Origin of the sequence: Micromonospora sp. CA-248212, assembly GCF_050948405.1 — a bacterium.
In the GTDB taxonomy this organism is placed as follows: domain Bacteria; phylum Actinomycetota; class Actinomycetes; order Mycobacteriales; family Micromonosporaceae; genus Micromonospora.
Window position 1 is genome coordinate 1,701,438 of record NZ_CP192023.1, and the last position, 17,403, is coordinate 1,718,840.

Consider the following 17,403-nt stretch of genomic DNA (forward strand, 5'->3'; position numbering starts at 1 on the left):
CACCCCTCGTCGAACCGGGAGCACCACGTGAGTCGGGCCTTCAGTGCGCCGTTTCCACCGGATCGACGGGGGGTGGCACCGTCTCGGGACACCGTGGCGGGCCGCTCCGGCGGCACCGCCCGCGCGGTCACGCGGACGCTCAGCGACGACCCGCTGGGCGGCACGATACGACGTACCGTGCTGCCCAGCGGCCTGCGCGTGCTCACCGAGGCGATCCCGGCGATGCGCAGCGTCTCGTTCGGCATCTGGGTGGCGGTGGGCTCGCGGGACGAGACCCGTCCGCAGGCCGGCGCCGCGCACTTCCTGGAGCACCTGCTCTTCAAGGGCACCCACAAGCGGACCGCGCTGGAGATCTCCTCGCAGATCGAGGCGGTCGGTGGTGAGACGAACGCCTTCACCACGAAGGAATACACCTGCTACTACGCCCGCGTGCTGGACGAGGACCTGCCGCTGGCGATCGACGTGATGTGCGACCTGGTCGCCGACTCCCTGCTGGAGCCGGCCGACGTGGAGACCGAGCGTGGCGTGATCCTCGAGGAGATCGCCATGCACGACGACGAGCCCGGTGACGAGGTGCACGACCTCTTCGCCCAGGCCGTCTACGGTGACCACCCGCTGGGTCGGCTGATCTCCGGTACCGAGGAGACCGTCACGCCGATGACCCGCCGGCAGATCCAGACCTTCTACCGGGGTCGCTACACGGCGCCGCAGATCGTCATCGCCGCCGCCGGCAACCTCGACCACGCCGCCGTGGTCAAGCTGGTCCGGCAGGCAGTGCGGGGCACCCCACTGGACAGCGACCCGGCCGCGCCGGCCGCACACCGCGCGGCGACCCCGGCGGTACGCACCAAGCCGGCCACCACCGTGGTCGAGCCGAAGGAGACCGAGCAGGCGCACGTCATCCTCGGCTGCCCCGGCATCGACCGGCTCGACGATCGACGTTTCGCCCTCGGGGTGCTCAACAACGTGCTCGGCGGCGGCATGTCCAGCCGCCTCTTCCAGGAGATCCGCGAGCAGCGCGGCCTCGCGTACTCCGTCTACTCCTACGCCAGCCAGTACGCCGACAGCGGCCTGTTCGCCGTCTACGCCGGTTGCGCCCCGGGCAAGGTGGACGAGGTGCTGGCCCTGACCCGCGCCGAGCTGGCCCGGGTGGCCGCCGACGGGTTGACCGAGGCCGAGGTGGCCCGGGGCAAGGGGATGAGCAAGGGGTCGTTCGTGCTCGGCCTGGAGGACACCGGCTCGCGGATGAGTCGACTGGCCAAGGGGGAGCTGCTCTACGGCGACCTGATGCCGGTGGACGAGCTGCTCCGCCGGGTCGACGAGGTCACCGTCGAGGACGTGAACACCCTCGCCGCCGAGTTGCTGAGCCGGCCGATGTCGCTGGCCGTCGTCGGTCCGTTCGGCGAGGGCGACTTCTCCGGCTGAGGCCGGTCGGGATCTGTCCCGGCCGGAAGGACACGTCCCGATTGGGATAGGTTGTGCCCCGTGACTGACGAGCAGGAGAAGACCCGGGTCGGCGTGTTCGGTGCCCGTGGTCGGATGGGCGTCGAGGTCTGCAAGGCCGTGGACGCCGCTGACGATCTCGAACTGACCGCCGCGGTCGACCAGGGCGACGGTCTCGACGCCGCGTCCGCCGCTCGGGTGGTCGTCGACTTCACCACGCCGGACGTCGTCATGGACAACCTCCGGTGGTGCATCGCGCAGGGCATCCACGCGGTCGTGGGCACCACCGGCTTCACCGAGCAGCGGCTGGCGCAGGTGCGTGGCTGGCTGGCCGACAAACCCGAGGTGGGCGTGGTCATCGCCCCGAACTTCGGTATCGGCGCGGTGCTGATGATGCAGTTCGCCGCGCGGGCCGCCCGGCACTTCGAGTCCGTTGAGATCATCGAGCTGCACCACCCCGGCAAGCTGGACGCCCCGAGCGGCACCGCCACGCACACCGCCCGGCAGATCGCTCAGGCCCGCGCCGAGGCTGGCCTCGGCCCGGTTCCGGACGCGACGAAGGACGAGGTGCCGGGCGCGCGGGGTGCCGACATCGACGGGGTACGCGTGCACGCGGTACGCGCCACCGGTCTGGTCGCCCACCAGGAGGTGCTGTTCGGCGGCACCGGCGAGACGCTGACGATCCGGCACGACTCGTACGACCGGGTGTCCTTCATGCCCGGCGTGCTCCTGGCCGTCCGCGCCGTCCGCACCCGCCCCGGCCTGACCATCGGCCTGGACCCCCTCCTCGCCTAACCCCCCAGCGCCGACGCTCCTCCGCGATCTTGCAGTTCCGGTCGCGACAAAGGCGGCATCCCCGCCCATCTCGGCAACACAAACCGCAAGATCGCGCAGGACTGGGGGCGGCCCTCGCCGCCCCGTCGGCGTCGATCATGGAGTTGTGGTGCCCCGTATTTGGGGCAGGTGTGGAGCTTTCGCCCACCACGACTCCATGATCGACGGGCTGGGAGGGGCGGGGTTAGCTCGGGAGGGGGGATCGGGGGGTGCGTTGGGTGGGGAGGATTGGGGCGGTTAGGGGGGTGGGGAGGCCGGTTACCTCGGCTTCGCCGACGTGGTTGACGGTGACACTCACCGGGGTGCCGGCTACCCGGAGGTTGGTGGCGCGCACCGCGCCGAAGTCGGGGCCGGCCAGGGGGGCTACGCGGACCGTGCCGCCCGGCACGTCCGGGTAGAGGCCCGTCGCGGCCTGAAGGAGCAGGACCGCGCCGGCCGCGGACCACGCCTGTGGACGGCAGGCCGCCGGGTACGGCACCGGGCGGCGCAGCAGCGTCCGGTCGTCGCCGCCGTACAGTTCGGGCATCCGGTAGTCGAACGCCTCGGCCGCCGAGAGCAGCCCTTCGGCCAGGCCGAGCGCGGCGTCCCGATGCCCGCCGCGAGCCAGCCCGGCGAGCACGATCGCGGTGTCGTGGGTCCAGATCGAACCGCAGTGGTACGACAGCGGGCTGAAGCCGGCGTCGTCGGTGGACATCGTCCGTAGCCCGAAACCGCCGGCCAGCGTGTCCGTGGTGAGCAGGCGGGCGATCTGCGCCTCCTCGTCGGCGTCGAGCAGACCGGTGCCGAGCAGGTGACCGATGTTGCTGGTCAGCGAGTCGACAGGGCGCTTGTCCCGGTCGAGGGCCAGGGCGGGCTGCGGGCCGTACCGGCCGTCGACCCAGAAGCTCTCCCGGAACCGGCGGGCCAGGGCGGCGGCGTGTTCGCGCCAGCGGTCCGCGCCGGGGCGGCCGAAGGCGTCCAACAGTGCCGCGCCGTTCACCGCCGCCTCGTGCGCGTACGCCTGCACCTCGGCGAGCACGATCGGCGCGGTGGCCAGGCTGCCGTCGTGGAAGCGTACGGCGTCGCCCGAGTCCTTCCAGCCCTGGTTGGACAGTCCGTGCCCGGTGGTGTCGATGTACTCGACCAGGCCGTCGCCGTCCGGGTCGGCGTGGTCGCCGAGCCAGCGCAGGGCCGCCTCAAGGTGCGGCAGCAGCGGGGTGACCTGCTCGGCGGGCAGGCCCCAGCGCCACGCGTCGTGCAGCAGGTTGATCCAGAGCATGGTGGCGTCGACGGTGCCGTAGTAGGCCGGCGGCAGCCGGAGCCCGTCGTCGGGCAGCGTGAACTCGTGGCGGCGCAGCTCGTGCAGGATCTTGCCGGGCGCCTCCCCGGTGCTCGGGTCGACGCGGGTGCCCTGGCGGCGGGCCAGGACGCGCAGGGTGCCGGCGGCCAGGTCGGTGCCGAGCGGCAGCATCATCCGGGCGGCCCAGAGGCTGTCCCGGCCGAACAGGGTGAGGAACCAGGGGACGCCAGCGCCGAGGAAGACGTCCCCGGGAGCGCCGGTCTCGGCCAGTCGTAGCCCGCGCAGGTCGTCGAGGCCGCGGTCGAGGAGACGGACCAGCCGTCGGTCGTCGGCGGTCACCTCCGGTCGGGCCCACTCCGGCTCGCCGGTCGGGCCGACCACCACGGCGCGGGGGTCCGCGACGGCCAGCCGCCAGCGCAGCACCGTCTCGCCGCGCGGAGGCAGGTCGATCGGCCAGGTCAGCCGGGGCGCGGTGGCCCGCTCGTCGGTGGCGAGCACGGCGGCGTCCGGCGCGGTGACGGTGACGGTGATCCCGTCGGCGGCCCAGGTGAGCAGGCCCGGCTGGCCGGTCTTGGCCTCCAGTGGCGCGGCGGCGCCACCGGACTTGACCACCTCGATGGGCGCCAGGTCGCAGGCGAGGTCGACGCTGACGGTGGCCCGTACGCCGACCGTGGCGGTCGAGACGATCCGCAGCTCCTCGGTGAGGCCGTTGTGGGTGGCCCGGCGGGAGCGGTCGACGCGGACGGTGGGGTCGGGAGTGGGATCGCCGAGCCAGCGGGCCAGAGCCACGAAGCGGGCGCCGTGTGGGCCGTCCTCGCCGTGGGTGAGCCCCTCCAACTCCTGGTCGTCCACGCGCAGCTCGGCCCGGGAGAGCACGCGGGCGTCGGCGTGGAAGACCCCCTGGACGCCGGTCGGGCGGATCTGTCCGGTCGCGTCCCCCAGCGCGCTGGTGGGGGCGAGCACCACCCCCACCAACTCGTGCAGAAGGGGTTGCAGCTGGCGGTCGGTCACGGTGCGGCTCCAGATCATCGGGGTGCGGGGCGGATGTCTTGACAACGCGCCCCGGGCGGTGCAAAGTGCGAAACATTCCAGAAACTTGAACGATCTAATCCTGCACTATCCGAATTGGATCGTTCAAGACGGCGAGAGGGATTAAGTGCCTGAAAAGGTAACCATCGCGACGGTGGCCCGGCACGCCCGAGTGAGCCGCCAGACGGTCTCCAACGTGCTCAACACCCCGCACATCGTGCGCCAGGAGACCCGGCAGCGAGTCGAGGACGCGATCGCCGCGCTCGGCTACCGGGCCAACCAGGCCGCCCGGCAGATGCGCACCGGCCGGTCCCGACTCATCGCCGCCCGCATCGAACCCACCCGCGACGGCATCAACGGCTCCGTGCTCGACCGCTTCCTGCACGGCCTCACCGAGACCGCCGACGCCGCCGGCTACCGGGTGCTGCTCTACACCGCCACCGACGACGAGCGGGAGATCGCCACCTACGACGACCTGCTCGGCACGTACGAGCTGGACGCGTTCGTGCTGGTCGGCACCAAGTACGGCGACCCGCGTACCGCCTGGCTCGCCGAGCGGGAGGTGCCCTTCGTGACGTTCGGTCGGCCATGGGACGCGCTCGACGTGCATCCCTGGGTCGACGTGGACGGCGCGGCCGGCACCGCCGCGGCCACCCGGCACCTGCTGGACGCCGGGCACCGGCGGATCGCCTTCATCGGCTGGCCGACCGGTTCCGGCGTCGGCGACGACCGGCGTGCCGGCTGGCGCGACACGCTGCACGCCGACGGCGTCGACCACACCGGACTGCACCGGGAGACCGAGGACGGTGTCGCCGAGGGGGAACGCCTCATGCGCGACCTGCTCGCCGCCGAGACGCCGACCGCCGTGGTCTGTGCCAGCGACTCGCTCGCGCTCGGTGCCCTGCAGGCGATCCGCGACCTCGACCCGCCGGTGTCGGTGATCGGCTTCGACGACACGCCGGTGGCCGCCGCCATCGGCCTGTCCAGCGTCAGCCAACCACTCGGCGAAGCCGCCGCCCGCTGCGTGGACCTGCTCACCGGCGTCCTCGACGGCAACCAGACACCCACCCCTGTGCTGCTCGCGCCCTCGCTGGCCCTGCGGCACACCGCGTAACCCACCCCCCCACCAGGAGAAACCCATGGCACCCAGAACCCTCACCCGGGCAGCGGTCGCCGGCCTCGCCGCCGTCGCGCTGCTCGGCTCCGCAGCCTGCGGCAGCGGCTTCGACGACTCCGGCGACGCCGCCCAGTCCAGCGGCCCGGCCAACCTGCAGATCCTCATCGGCTCCTCCGGCGACGCCGAGACCAAGGCCGTGCAGGACGCCGCCGCGAAGTGGGCCAGCAGCTCCGGCAACAGCGCGACGGTCACCCCGGCGCAGGACCTCACCCAACAGCTCGGCCAGTCCCTCGCCGGCGGCACCCCGCCGGACGTCTTCTACGTCGACGCGGCCCGCTTCGCGGACTACGCGAGCGTGGGCGCGCTCGAGCCGTACGGCGACAAGCTCGCGGACAAGGGCGACTTCTACGAGAGCCTGCGCACCACCTTCACGTACGACGGCAAGCTCTACTGCGCTCCGAAGGACTTCTCCACCCTCGCCCTGCAGATCAACACCGACCTGTGGGCCAAGGCCGGGCTGACCGACGCCGACGTGCCGACCACCTGGGACCAGCTCACCGTGACCGCCCAGAAGATCAAGGCGAAGGGGCAGGTGGCCCTGGCGCTCGGCGACACCCGGGACCGGATCGGTGCCTTCCTGGTGCAGAACGGTGGCTGGCTGATGAGCGAGGACGGCAAGCAGCCCACCGCTGACAGCGCGAAGAACCTGGCCGCCCTTGAGTACGTCAAGACCCTGCTCACCTCGGGTCTGGCCAAGTACCCGAAGCAGCTCGACTCCGGCTGGTCCGGCGAGGCGTTCGGCAAGGGCAAGGCCGTGATGACGATCGAGGGCAACTGGATCAAGGGCGCCATGCAGAACGACTTCCCGAACGTGAAGTACAAGGTGGTGGCGCTGCCGGCCGGGTCGGGTGGTCAGGGCACCCTCTCCTTCACCCAGTGCTGGGGCATCGCCGCGAAGAGCAAGTACAAGGACCAGGCGATCAAGTTCGTCGAGGCGATGACCAGCGGCGAGCAGCAGCTGACGTTCGCCAAGGCGGTCGGCGTCATGCCGTCCCGGCAGTCGGTGCGCGACCAGTACACGGCTGCCTTCCCGGCCGACAAGGTCTTCATCGACGGCGCCGCGTACGCCCAGGGCCCGGTGAACGCGCCGAAGATGGACAGCGTCCTCAAGGACCTCGACACCGGCCTGCAGGGCCTCGCCAACGGTGACCCGAAGACCGTGCTGCAGAACTTCGACAAGAACGCCAAGGCCGCGCTCGGCGGCAGCTGACTCGTTAGGAAGGGCCCCTTCCTATGCACTAGGCGATAACAAGGGGCCCTTCCTTCAGTAAAGGGGGTGAGGACGATGGCAACCGAGACACTGACCGCCGCGGTCACCGCGCCCGGCGCGGGCCGCCGCCGACGCCGTCGTGGCGTTCGCGGCAACGAGAACCTCGCCGGCTGGCTGTTCGTCGCGCCGGTGATCGTCATCCTGGGGCTGTTCCTGCTGCTGCCGATCCTGATGGCGTTCTGGGTCAGCCTGACCGACTGGAACGGCCAGGGCAGCCCGTTCACCGGCGACGTCCCGTTCGTCGGGGGGCACAACTACACCCGGTTGTTCACCGAGGACGGGCTGGCTCGCCGCGACTTCATGACCAGCATCCGCAACACCATCTACTACGTGGCGATCGTGGTGCCGGCGCAGACCGTGCTCGCGCTCGGGTTGGCGCTGATCGTCAACAACCGGATGCTCCGGGGCAAGAGCTTCTTCCGCAGCGCCTTCTACTTTCCCTCGGTCACCAGCTCGGTCGCGATCAGCGTGGTGTTCCTGTTCCTGTTCGCCAACTCGGGCGCGGTTAACGCGCTGCTCGGCTTCGTCGGGATCGACGGACCGGAGTGGTTCGCCGACTCCCGGGGCGTCCTGCACCTGCTGTTCGGCGCGGTCGGCGTCGACACGCCCCCGACGGCGCTGACCGGCGGCGGCCCGTTCGGGCTGAGCTGGTGGGACTGGCTGGCCGGCCCGAGCGTCGCGATGACCTCGATCATCACGCTGGTCGTCTGGTCCACCTCCGGCACGTTCATGTTGATGTTCCTGGCCGGACTGCAGAACGTCCCGGTGACCCTCGACGAGGCGAGCACCCTCGACGGCGCGTCCCGCTGGCAGCGCTTCCGTCACGTGACGCTGCCGATGATCAGGCCGACCACCTTCCTGGTGCTCACCCTCGGCCTGATCGGCTCCTGGCAGGTCTTCGACCAGGTGTACGTCATGAGCCAGGGCGACCCGGCCAAGACCACCCTCACCCCGGCGTACCTGTCGTACCGGACCGCCTTCCGGGACTTCGACTACGGCTCCGGCGCGGCAATCTCGTTCGTGTTGTTCCTGATCATCATCGTGCTCACGCTGGTCCAGCGCCGCGTGCTGGCCGAGCGGGACACCGACCGGCCGCGTCGCGGCCGGTGGCGTCGGCGCGTACCGGAGAGGTCCTGAGATGGCCGTGCTCACCGACCGCCCGGCGGGGCCCGCGCGCGGTGACCAGCGCGGGGCCCGCACGCTGGCCACCCGCTTCCTGGGGTACGCGACGCTGGTCTTCTTCGGGTTGGTGTTCCTCTACCCGTTCGTCATCCAGATCGCCAGCTCGCTCAAGACCGAGCCGGACGCGGCGGCCAACCCGCTCTCGCCGTTCCCGGACCCGCTCACCCTGGCCGGCTTCGAGCGGATCTTCGCGGGCACCAACTTCCCGCTCTGGCTGGGCAACTCGCTGCTGGTGACCGTGCTGGTCACCCTCGGGCGGGTGTTCTTCGACTCGCTCGCCGGGTACGCCCTGGCCCGGCTGCGGTTCGCCGGGCGCGGCGGGTTGTTCGCGGCCGTCATCGCGGTGATGGCGGTCCCCGGTGTGGTCCTGCTGATCCCGAAGTTCCTGGTGCTCAACCAGCTCGGCATCTACAACAGCTACGCCGGGCTCGTGGTGCCGCTGCTGGCCGACGCGGCGGGCGTGTTCATCATGAAGCAGTTCTTCGAGTCGATCCCGGTGAGTGTGGAGGAGGCCGCCCGCATCGACGGGGCGAGCATCTTCCGCACCTTCTGGTCGGTGGTGCTGCCGATGGCGAAACCGGCGCTGATCACCCTGACCATCCTGTCGTTCCAGGGCTCCTGGAACGAGTTCCCGCACAGCCTCGTGTCGGTGCAGGACCCGGACCTGTTCACCCTGCCGCGTGGCCTCGCCGACCTGGTCAGCGGCTCGCTGGGCAGCGGCAACCAGTACCCGCTGAAGCTGGGCGCGGCGCTGCTCGCCACCATTCCCGTGGCGATCATCTTCGTGGTGTTCCAGCGCTACTTCGTCCGCGACGCCAACGACGGTTCGGACAAGGGCTGACCCGGCCGGGTCACTCGCCGGGGCGGTCCTCGGCGAGTGGCTCGGCCGGTACGGCCACGTGCAGGCGCACCTGAGGCACCAGCATGTCGTCGACGTCCAGCGCCCGCGCGGCGCCGTCGGGTTCCCAGCCGGTGCTGGTGAGGAACTTGCGGGTCGCCTCGTCGCCGTCGAACGCCCAGGCCACCGCCCGAGCCATCCCGTCTTCGCGCCACAGGTCGACGGTGGCGGCGAGCAGCCGGCTGCCGTGCCCACGCCGACCCCAGCGCGGTTCGACCAGCAGGTCGGTCACCGCTGCCACGTCCGGGCCCAGGGCGTCGGCCGGCTCACCCGGCGCCAACGCCTCGCCGTCGGCCGGGCCGGAGGCGGCGAACCCCACCAGATACGATTGCTCGGCCTGTTCGACGGCGACCAGCACCCGGTGCGCGCCCGAGGGCGGCTCCAGCACCGCGGCGCTCCACCGCCGGGCGAGGAACGCCTCGTCCAGGTTGTCGAGCACATGCCGAGGCAGGATCCGGCGGTACGCGACCCGCCAGGTCGCGAGCTGGATGCGTGCGATTTCGCCGGCGTCCTCGGGACGCGCCGGGCGGACGTACCCGAGAGCCATGGGACGGAAGCCTACGCAGGGCGGGGGAGGCGGCGGTGGCGCAGGGTGCCAACAGGACGGCCGTGCAGGTCGTCGGGGTGGTGGTGCTCGCCGCGGCGGTCACCGCGTTCCTCTCCGTCGCGGCCGTACGGCACGGCTTCTTCGACCTGAAGGTCTACTACGGCGCGTTGACGTGGTGGGTGCACGACGGTGGCGAGATCTACGACTACCTCAAGCCCAGCACCCAGTACGGCTTCACCTACCCGCCGTTCGCCGCGCTGGTCATGCTGCCGATGGCGTACCTGCCGTGGACGGCCGCGATCGTGGTGAGCGTGCTCGCCAGCGTGGCCACCACCACCGTGCTGATCTGGTGGTTCGTCGACCCGATCGCCCGGCGGGCCGGGTGGACCCGCTGGTTCGCCCTCGCCGTGGCGCTCTGCCTGGCCGCCGCCTTCGAACCGATGCGCGAGACGATCAACTTCGGGCAGGTCAACACGCTGCTGCTCTTCCTGGTCGCGGTGGACCTGCTCCGGCTGCTGCCCGCCGGCAACCGGTGGGCGGGCGTGGGCATCGGGCTGGCCACCGCGATCAAGCTGACCCCGGGCATCTTCATCGTCTACCTGCTGGTCACCGGGCGGTGGCGGGCGGCGCTCACCGCCAGCGGCGCCGCCGCCGCGGTGACCGTGCTGGCCGGCGCGCTCTTCCCGGACGCGTCCCGGGAGTTCTGGACCGAGGCGCTGTGGAACACCGCTCGGGTCGGTGAGTTGGCCTTCGTCTCCAACCAGTCGCTGCGCGGCGTGGTCGCCCGCCTCGACCCGCGGCACCCGAGCACCCTGCTCTGGCTGCTGCTGGTGATCGGCACCCTGGCGCTGTGGGCCTGGCGTTCCCGCGCGGCCGTCGCGGCCGGCGACGAGGCGACCGGCCTGGCCCTGACCGGCGCGGTGATGTGCCTGGTCAGCCCGGTCACCTGGGTACACCACCTGGTCTGGCTGCTGCCCGCGCTGATCCTGCTGGTCGACAACGCGATGGCCGCGCCGGCCGGCCGCCGCCGGCGCGTCCTGCTGATCGCCGCGACCATCGGGTACGTCCTGCTGATCAGCCGGACCGTCTGGTTCTGGGAGAAGGACTTCACCGGCGTGGACGGCTTCCTCGGCAGCAACGCGTACGTCTGGATCAGCCTGGCTCTGCTGGCCTTCCTGCCGATCCGCCGGTGGCTGACGCCGGGCGGGTCAGTCGTCGAGGCGTCCGGCGTACCGCAGCTCGACGAGCCCGACCGGCCCGCGCCCGCCGGCGAGCGGCACCTGGTAGGTCGACCGCTCACCGTCCGGTGACAGCCCGGCCCGTTCGTAGAACCGGCGGGCCCGCCCGTTGTCGGCCAGCACCCACAGCCGGTAGCCGGTCCAGCCGCGCTCGATGAGCCCGGCGCGGGCGGCCGCGAGCAGCGCGGTGGCTGTCCCGTCACCCCAGAACGCCGGCTCGACGTAGAGCGCCAGCACCTCGCCGACGCTCGGGTCCAGGTCGTCCCGGTCCTGGTTGCGGCGGTACGGCCCGAAGGTGGTGAAGCCGATGGCCAGCCCGTCCACCTCGCCGAGGAGCGTGGTGAACGGGTGCTCCGGATCGGCGGTGCCCACCTCACGGCGGCGCTGCGCCCAGGCCGCCACGTTGAGCCGGCCGAGGACCTCGTCCGGCATGACACCGGCGTAACCCGACTGCCAGCCGTGCACGTGCACCCGGGCGATCGCCTCGGCGTCGTCCGGCTCCTCCCGGCGGATGGTCAGCATTGCACCGTTCTATGCCCCCGTGACGGTCGGAGTCCAGCTTCCCGCACCGACGTCGTACCGATGATTTATCGTCGCCGACGATGGCCGCACCGGATTCACTCTCGCTCGCGCAGGCCCGGCGGGTGGCGCTCGCCGCCCAGGGCTTCGCCGACCCGCCGCCGACCGGCGTGCCCACCCGCCGGCACCTGCGCCGGGTCCTCGACCGGGTCGCCCTGATCCAGATGGACTCGGTCAACGTGCTGCAACGGGCGCACTACCTGCCGCTCTACAGCCGACTCGGTCCCTACCCGACGACCCTGCTCGACCAGGCCGCCTACCGCCGCCCGCGCGACCTGTTCGAGTACTGGGGCCACGAGGCGTCCCTCGTGCCGGTCGGGCTGCACCCGTTGCTGCGCTGGCGGATGGCCCGGGCCCGCAGCGAGGCCTGGGGTGGCATGCGGCGCATCGCCCAGGAACAGCCGGACCTGGTCGCCTGGGTGCGCGACGAGGTGGCCGCCCGGGGTCCGCTGACCGCCGCCGAGATCGAGCACGACGCGCCCCGGCAGACCGGCAACTGGGGGTGGAACTGGTCGGCCGTCAAGCAGGCGCTGGAGTTCCTGTTCTGGGCGGGTGAGGTGACCGCCGCCGAGCGCAGCACGTCCTTCGCCCGCCGCTACGACCTGCCCGAGCGGGTGCTGCCGGCGTCCGCGCTGGCCGCGCCCACACCGACCGCCGCCGAGGCGTACCGCGGTCTGGTGGCCCTGGCCGCGCGGTCGCTCGGGGTGGCCGCCGAGCCGGAGCTGCGCGACTACTTCCGGCTGCCGGTCGCCGGCGCCCGCCAGGCGGTCGCCGAGCTGGCTGAGGCCGGCGAGCTGGTGCCGGTCACCGTGGCGGGCTGGCGGCAGCCGGCCTGGCTGCACGCGTCGGCACGGCTGCCCCGCTGGGTCCGGGGCAACACGCTGGTCAGCCCGTTCGACCCGCTGATCTGGGAACGTGCCCGCACCGAGCGGCTGTTCGGCTTCAGCTACCGGATCGAGATCTACGTGCCGGCGCCGCAGCGGGTCTACGGCTACTACGTGCTGCCGTTCCTGCAGGGCGACCGGTTCACCGCCCGGGTCGACCTGAAGGCCGACCGCAGGGCCGGGGTGCTGCTGGTGCCGGCCGCCTGGCTCGAGCCCGGCGCCGACGCGGGGGACACCGCCGTGGCGCTCGCCGCCGAGCTGTACCGGCTGGCCGGCTGGCTCGGGCTGGACGCGGTCGCCCCACCCGCCGCCGGTGACCTGGCCGGTCCGCTCACGGCCGCCCTGGCGAGCGTGTCGGGTGTACCGTGAACGCGTGACGAGCGTTCCCGGACCGGTCGACCAGTCACCGCCCACCGTCGGCGCCGTCCACACGGTGCCCGCCCCCGATGCTGCGCAGAACGGATGGTCGGCGGAGCCGCCCGTCGGTTACCACTACCCGACGCCCGAACCCGACCGGCTCACCCGGCTCGTCCTGCGGATCCACCAACGTTCGCCGCGCTGGGCCGTGCCACTGGCCGCGGTCGGCTGCGTCGGGCTCGGCATGGCCTACGCGCTGGTGAGCAACCCGACCCACGCCGACCCGGACGCCGCGCCCACCTGCATTCTCAAGCTGACCACCGGGTTCGACTGCCCGGGCTGCGGCGGCACCCGCGCGCTCTGGTACGTGCTGCACGCCGACCTGCCGGCCGCCGCCCGACACCACTTCCTGTTCGTCTTCTCGCTGCCCTTCCTGGCGTACCTCTTCGTGGCCTGGGCGGGCAACCAGGCGTTCGGCTGGCGGCTGCCCGAGCTGCGGATCAGCCCCAAGGTCATCAGCGGCTTCATGGCCGCGTGGCTGGCATTCACGGTGGTGCGCAACCTGCCCTGGGCGCCGTTCACCTCGCTCTACGTCTGACCGCAGGGCTCTTGCGTCTGACCGCAGGGCTCTTCGTCTGACCGGGCTGCTCTCACGTCTGGCGCCGCTGCTGCCCGACGCGGCCCTGCCCCGACCCGTTCGCCAGCGGGAGGCAGGACGTGGTGGTGTGCCCCTGTCGAGCTGCCCCAGATGTGGGGCGCCAGAGGACGGTAGCGGCGGCACCCCAAGCGAGGGGTGGCGCTGCGGGGTGTGCGCTGTGGGCGTGCGCTGCGGGGTGTGCGTTGCGGGCGAGCGCTGCGGGGGCGGGGCTGCGGCCTGTGCGCTGCGGGCGGGCGCTGTGGGGTGGCGCTGCTTCGGGGGCGGGGCTGCTCCGGGATCGGCGCTGTGGGGCCGGTGCGCTGTGGGTGCCGGTTCCGTCGGCGGGAGAAAGCCCTTGGCCGTGCGGCTCCTGCCCCAGATTTGGGGCAGCTCGACAGGCCACGAGGGAGACCCACGGTTCCGCGGAGCCCTGGCACGGCTGTCGAGATCTTGGACACCAACGGCCCCCGGTGATTCGGGAAGGGGCCGCCGGCCACTACAGTCCCAGGCATGCCGGAGATGGTGCAGCCCCAGGTCAAGTTGATCGCGTGGACCCAGTTCGCGGCCCCGGACGACGTGCCGTGGTCGACCGACGCCGAGGGCGGCCAGGCGCTGGCTGAGTTCGCCGGGCGGGCCTGCTACCAGTCCTGGAAGAAGCCGAACCCGGCCACGGCCACCAACGCCGGCTACCTGGCGCACATTCTCGAGGTGGGCCACCTGAGCGTGCTGGAGCACGGCTCGGTCACCTTCTACTTCACCGGGGTGTCCCGCTCCTTCACGCACGAGCTGATCCGGCACCGGCACTTCTCGTACTCCCAGCTCTCGCAGCGGTACGTCCCCGAGCGGGACGCGGCCATGGTCGAGCCGGCGGTCATCGCCGACGACCCGGAGCTGCACAAGAAGTTCGTCGAGGCCGCCGAGGCGAGCGTGCGGGCGTACACGGAGCTGTTGGAGGGTCTGGAGCAGCGCTTCTCCGACGAGCCGAACCCGACGCTGCGCCGCAAGCAGGCCCGGCAGGCCGCCCGCGCGGTGCTGCCGAACGCCACCGAGACCCGGATCGTGGTCTCCGGCAACTACCGGGCCTGGCGGCACTTCGTCGCGATGCGGGCCACCGAGCACGCCGACGTGGAGATCCGCGAGCTGGCCGTGGAGTGTCTGCGTCAGCTCCAGGGGGTCGCCCCGAACGTCTTCGCCGACTTCGTGATCACCACGCTGCCGGACGGCACCGAGGTGGCGGCCAGCCCGCACGAGGCGTCCTGAGCCCTTCCCCGGCGGGCTCCGGCTGGTCGTCCGCTAGGTTGGAGGGTATGACGCAGGACCACCCCGACGCCGCCGCCCGACCGGTGTCCCGCCCCTTCGGGCGGGTGCTCACGGCCATGGTGAGCCCCTTCACCGCCGACGGCTCACTCGACCTCGACGGCGCCGCCCGGCTGGCGAGCCACCTGGTCGACGAACAGGGCAACGACGCGCTGGTGGTCAACGGCACCACCGGCGAGTCGCCGACCACCACCGACGCGGAGAAGGAACGCCTGATCCGGGCCGTGGTCGAGGCCGTCGGTGACCGTGCCCGGGTCGTAGCCGGTGTCGGCACCAACGACACCCGGCACACCATCGAGCTGGCTGCCGCCGCCGAGAAGGCCGGCGCGCACGGTCTGCTGGTGGTCACGCCGTACTACAACAAGCCGCCGCAGAGCGGGTTGCTGCGGCACTTCACCGCCGTGGCCGACGCCAGCGGACTGCCGGTGATGCTGTACGACATCCCGCACCGCTCCGGTGTGCCGATCGACACCGAGACACTGGTCCGACTCGCCGACCACGGCCGCATCGTCGCGGTCAAGGACGCCAAGGGCGACCTGATCGCCACCAGCTGGGTGACCAGCCGGACCGGCCTCGCCTACTACAGTGGCGAGGACGCGCTCACCCTGCCGGCGCTGGCCGTCGGATGCGTGGGCGTGGTCGGCACCTCCACGCACTTCACCGGGGCGCTGACCGCACAGATGATCGAGGCGTACGACGCGGGGGACATGCCCACCGCGCTGGCCCTGCACCGGCGGCTGCTGCCGCTGTTCACCGGCATCTTCCGCACCCAGGGCACCATCCTGGTGAAGGCAGGTCTGGCATCGCTGGGCCTGCCGGCCGGTCCGGTGCGACCCCCGCTCGTGCACGCCACCAACGACGAGATCGCCCAGCTGCGCGCGGACTTCGCGGCAGCGGGCCTGGAGCTACCCGAATGATCGAACGACACGACGGACGCCGAGTGACGGCGTCGCAGAATGAGGTGGACGCGTGACCGAGGCGCACATCGAGGCGGAACTACCCCCGCCGCTGCCGGAAGGTGGCCTGCGGATCATCCCGCTCGGCGGGCTCGGCGCCATCGGTCGGAACATGACCGTCTTCGAGTACGACGGCAAGTTGCTGATCGTCGACTGCGGGGTGCTCTTCCCCGACGTCGAGCAACCGGGCGTGGACCTGATCCTGCCCGATTTCGGCCCGATCCTGGACCGGCTGGCCGACGTGCAGGCGATCGTGCTGACCCATGGCCACGAGGACCACATCGGCGCGGTGCCGTACCTGCTGGCCCACAAACCCGACATCCCGCTGGTCGGCTCGCAGTTCACCCTCGCCCTGGTCGAGGCGAAGCTGGCCGAGCGGCGGATCCAGCCCTACACGCTGACCGTGCGCGAGGGTGGCCGCGAGCGGCTCGGGCCGTTCGAGTGCGAGTTCTTCGCGGTCAACCACTCCATCCCGGACGCGCTCGCGGTGGCCATCCGTACCCCGGCCGGCCTGGTGCTGCACACCGGCGACTTCAAGATGGACCAGCTCCCGCTGGACGGCCGGATCACCGACCTGGCCGGTTTCGCGCGGCTCGGCGCCGAGGGCGTCGACCTGCTGCTCTCCGACTCCACCAACGCGGAGATCCCCGGCTTCGTCACCCCGGAGCGGGAGATCGGGCCGGTGCTCGACTCGATCTTCGCGAAGGCGAAGGGTCGGATCATCGTGGCCTCGTTCGCCTCGCACGTCCACCGGGTGCAGCAGGTCTTCGACTCCGCGCTGGAGCACGGTCGCAAGGTCGCCCTGATCGGCCGGTCCATGGTCCGCAACATGGGTATCGCCCGCGACCTCGGCCTGCTCAACATCCCGGCCGGCCTGGTCATCGGGATCGAGGAGGCGACGACGCTGCCTCCGGACCAGATCGTGCTGATGTCCACCGGGTCGCAGGGCGAGCCGATGAGCGCGCTCGGTCGGATGGCCAGCGGCGACCACCGGCACATCACCATCGCCCCGGGGGACACCGTGGTGCTGGCCTCCTCGCTGGTGCCGGGTAACGAGACCTCGGTCTACCGGGTCATCAACCGGCTCGCCCGCGCCGGGGCGGTGGTCGTGCACAAGGACGTCGCGAAGGTGCACGTCTCCGGGCACGCGCCGGCCGGCGAACTGCTCTACCTGCTCAACGTGGTCCGGCCCAGCAACCTGATGCCCGTGCACGGCGAGTGGCGCCACCTGCGGGCGCACGCCCGGCTGGGCATCGAGTCCGGGGTCGCCCCCGACCGGGTGGTGATCTGCGAGGACGGCGACGTCGTCGACCTGGTCGAGGGCCGCGCCAGCCTGGTCGGGCACGTGAAGAGCCGGTACGTCTACGTCGACGGCCTCGCCGTCGGTGACGTCAGCGAGTCGCTGCTCACCGAACGGCGGATCCTCGGTGACGGCGGGTTCATCGCCACGACCGTCGTCGTCGACTCGGTCACCGGCAAGGTGGTCGCCGGTCCGACGTTGTCCGCGAAGGGCTTCTCCGAGGACCCGGAGGCGTTCAACCCGGTGATCCCGCTGGTCACCGAGGCGCTCAACCGTGCCGCCTCGGACGGCATCACCGACCCGCACCAGCTTCAGCAGATCGTCCGGCGGACCGTGGGGCGGTGGGTCAACGACGCGTACCGACGGCGGCCCATGATCGTGCCCACCGTCGTCGAGGTCTGACGCACGCGTGACCGGGCCGGTCGCCGACGTCCCCCGTGGATGTCGGTGGCCGGCCCGGATTCTGTTGCGGACCA

At 71.8% G+C, this 17,403-nt stretch carries 15 protein-coding genes; 12 read left to right on the plus strand and 3 right to left on the minus strand.

Annotated features, from left to right (window positions below; translation table 11 throughout):
- Positions 1-27: 27 nt before the first annotated feature.
- Both ACQP03_RS08515 and dapB read left to right on the plus strand, forming a co-directional pair.
- Positions 28-1,425 (plus strand): M16 family metallopeptidase, encoded by a 1,398-nt coding sequence (locus tag ACQP03_RS08515; protein WP_357175156.1) that lies wholly within the window; start codon positions 28-30, stop codon positions 1,423-1,425.
- Between the two features lie 60 nt (positions 1,426-1,485).
- Positions 1,486-2,238: a 4-hydroxy-tetrahydrodipicolinate reductase gene (dapB, locus tag ACQP03_RS08520; RefSeq protein ID WP_357122453.1), complete on the plus strand. Its 753-nt coding sequence runs from the start codon at positions 1,486-1,488 to the stop codon at positions 2,236-2,238.
- 223 nt (positions 2,239-2,461) lie between these two features.
- Here dapB and ACQP03_RS08525 read toward each other — a convergent pair whose 3' ends face one another.
- Entirely contained in the window at positions 2,462-4,567 is a 2,106-nt protein-coding gene (locus ACQP03_RS08525; protein ID WP_433460775.1) for an amylo-alpha-1,6-glucosidase, read from the minus strand.
- 145 nt (positions 4,568-4,712) lie between these two features.
- Between ACQP03_RS08525 and ACQP03_RS08530 the strand changes: the two genes are divergently transcribed.
- The 4 genes from ACQP03_RS08530 to ACQP03_RS08545 all read left to right on the plus strand — a co-directional run bounded on the left by ACQP03_RS08530 (position 4,713) and on the right by ACQP03_RS08545 (position 9,055).
- Positions 4,713-5,699: a LacI family DNA-binding transcriptional regulator gene (locus ACQP03_RS08530; RefSeq protein WP_357122459.1), complete on the plus strand. Its 987-nt coding sequence runs from the start codon at positions 4,713-4,715 to the stop codon at positions 5,697-5,699.
- Positions 5,700-5,724: 25 nt separating this feature from the next.
- Positions 5,725-6,972, plus strand: coding sequence for a sugar ABC transporter substrate-binding protein (locus ACQP03_RS08535; RefSeq protein WP_357393713.1), 1,248 nt, complete (start codon positions 5,725-5,727; stop codon positions 6,970-6,972).
- 75 nt (positions 6,973-7,047) lie between these two features.
- Positions 7,048-8,169: a carbohydrate ABC transporter permease gene (locus tag ACQP03_RS08540; protein WP_357122465.1), complete on the plus strand. Its 1,122-nt coding sequence runs from the start codon at positions 7,048-7,050 to the stop codon at positions 8,167-8,169.
- A 1-nt stretch (position 8,170) separates the two neighbouring features.
- Complete coding sequence (locus ACQP03_RS08545; protein WP_433460776.1) at positions 8,171-9,055, plus strand: carbohydrate ABC transporter permease; 885 nt, start codon at positions 8,171-8,173, stop codon at positions 9,053-9,055.
- A 10-nt stretch (positions 9,056-9,065) separates the two neighbouring features.
- Here the strand turns inward: ACQP03_RS08545 and ACQP03_RS08550 are convergent, their stop codons facing one another.
- Positions 9,066-9,659 (minus strand): GNAT family N-acetyltransferase, encoded by a 594-nt coding sequence (locus ACQP03_RS08550; RefSeq protein ID WP_357393715.1) that lies wholly within the window; start codon positions 9,657-9,659, stop codon positions 9,066-9,068.
- A gap of 35 nt (positions 9,660-9,694) precedes the next feature.
- On the opposite strand from ACQP03_RS08550, the gene ACQP03_RS08555 reads away from it, so the two are divergent.
- Positions 9,695-10,969 carry a glycosyltransferase 87 family protein gene (locus ACQP03_RS08555; protein ID WP_433460777.1) on the plus strand — a complete coding sequence of 425 codons (1,275 nt, stop codon included), beginning with the start codon at positions 9,695-9,697 and terminating at the stop codon, positions 10,967-10,969.
- On the opposite strand, the gene ACQP03_RS08560 is transcribed toward ACQP03_RS08555, so the two are convergent.
- On the minus strand, positions 10,868-11,419 hold the full coding sequence (locus ACQP03_RS08560; protein WP_357393719.1) for a GNAT family N-acetyltransferase: 552 nt from the start codon (positions 11,417-11,419) through the stop codon (positions 10,868-10,870). The genes ACQP03_RS08555 and ACQP03_RS08560 overlap by 102 nt on opposite strands.
- Positions 11,420-11,499: 80 nt before the next feature.
- Between ACQP03_RS08560 and ACQP03_RS08565 the strand changes: the two genes are divergently transcribed.
- From ACQP03_RS08565 to ACQP03_RS08585, 5 genes are all read left to right on the plus strand, one after another.
- Positions 11,500-12,729 (plus strand): winged helix-turn-helix domain-containing protein, encoded by a 1,230-nt coding sequence (locus ACQP03_RS08565; RefSeq protein WP_357122480.1) that lies wholly within the window; start codon positions 11,500-11,502, stop codon positions 12,727-12,729.
- Between the two features lie 64 nt (positions 12,730-12,793).
- Positions 12,794-13,315 (plus strand): DUF2752 domain-containing protein, encoded by a 522-nt coding sequence (locus ACQP03_RS08570; protein WP_433461139.1) that lies wholly within the window; start codon positions 12,794-12,796, stop codon positions 13,313-13,315.
- Positions 13,316-13,873: 558 nt separating this feature from the next.
- On the plus strand, positions 13,874-14,614 hold the full coding sequence (gene thyX, locus ACQP03_RS08575; protein WP_210786506.1) for an FAD-dependent thymidylate synthase: 741 nt from the start codon (positions 13,874-13,876) through the stop codon (positions 14,612-14,614).
- A 47-nt stretch (positions 14,615-14,661) separates the two neighbouring features.
- Entirely contained in the window at positions 14,662-15,588 is a 927-nt protein-coding gene (gene dapA, locus ACQP03_RS08580; RefSeq protein ID WP_433460778.1) for a 4-hydroxy-tetrahydrodipicolinate synthase, read from the plus strand.
- Between the two features lie 52 nt (positions 15,589-15,640).
- Positions 15,641-17,329: a ribonuclease J gene (locus tag ACQP03_RS08585; RefSeq protein ID WP_357122486.1), complete on the plus strand. Its 1,689-nt coding sequence runs from the start codon at positions 15,641-15,643 to the stop codon at positions 17,327-17,329.
- The last annotated feature ends 74 nt before the right edge of the window (positions 17,330-17,403 follow it).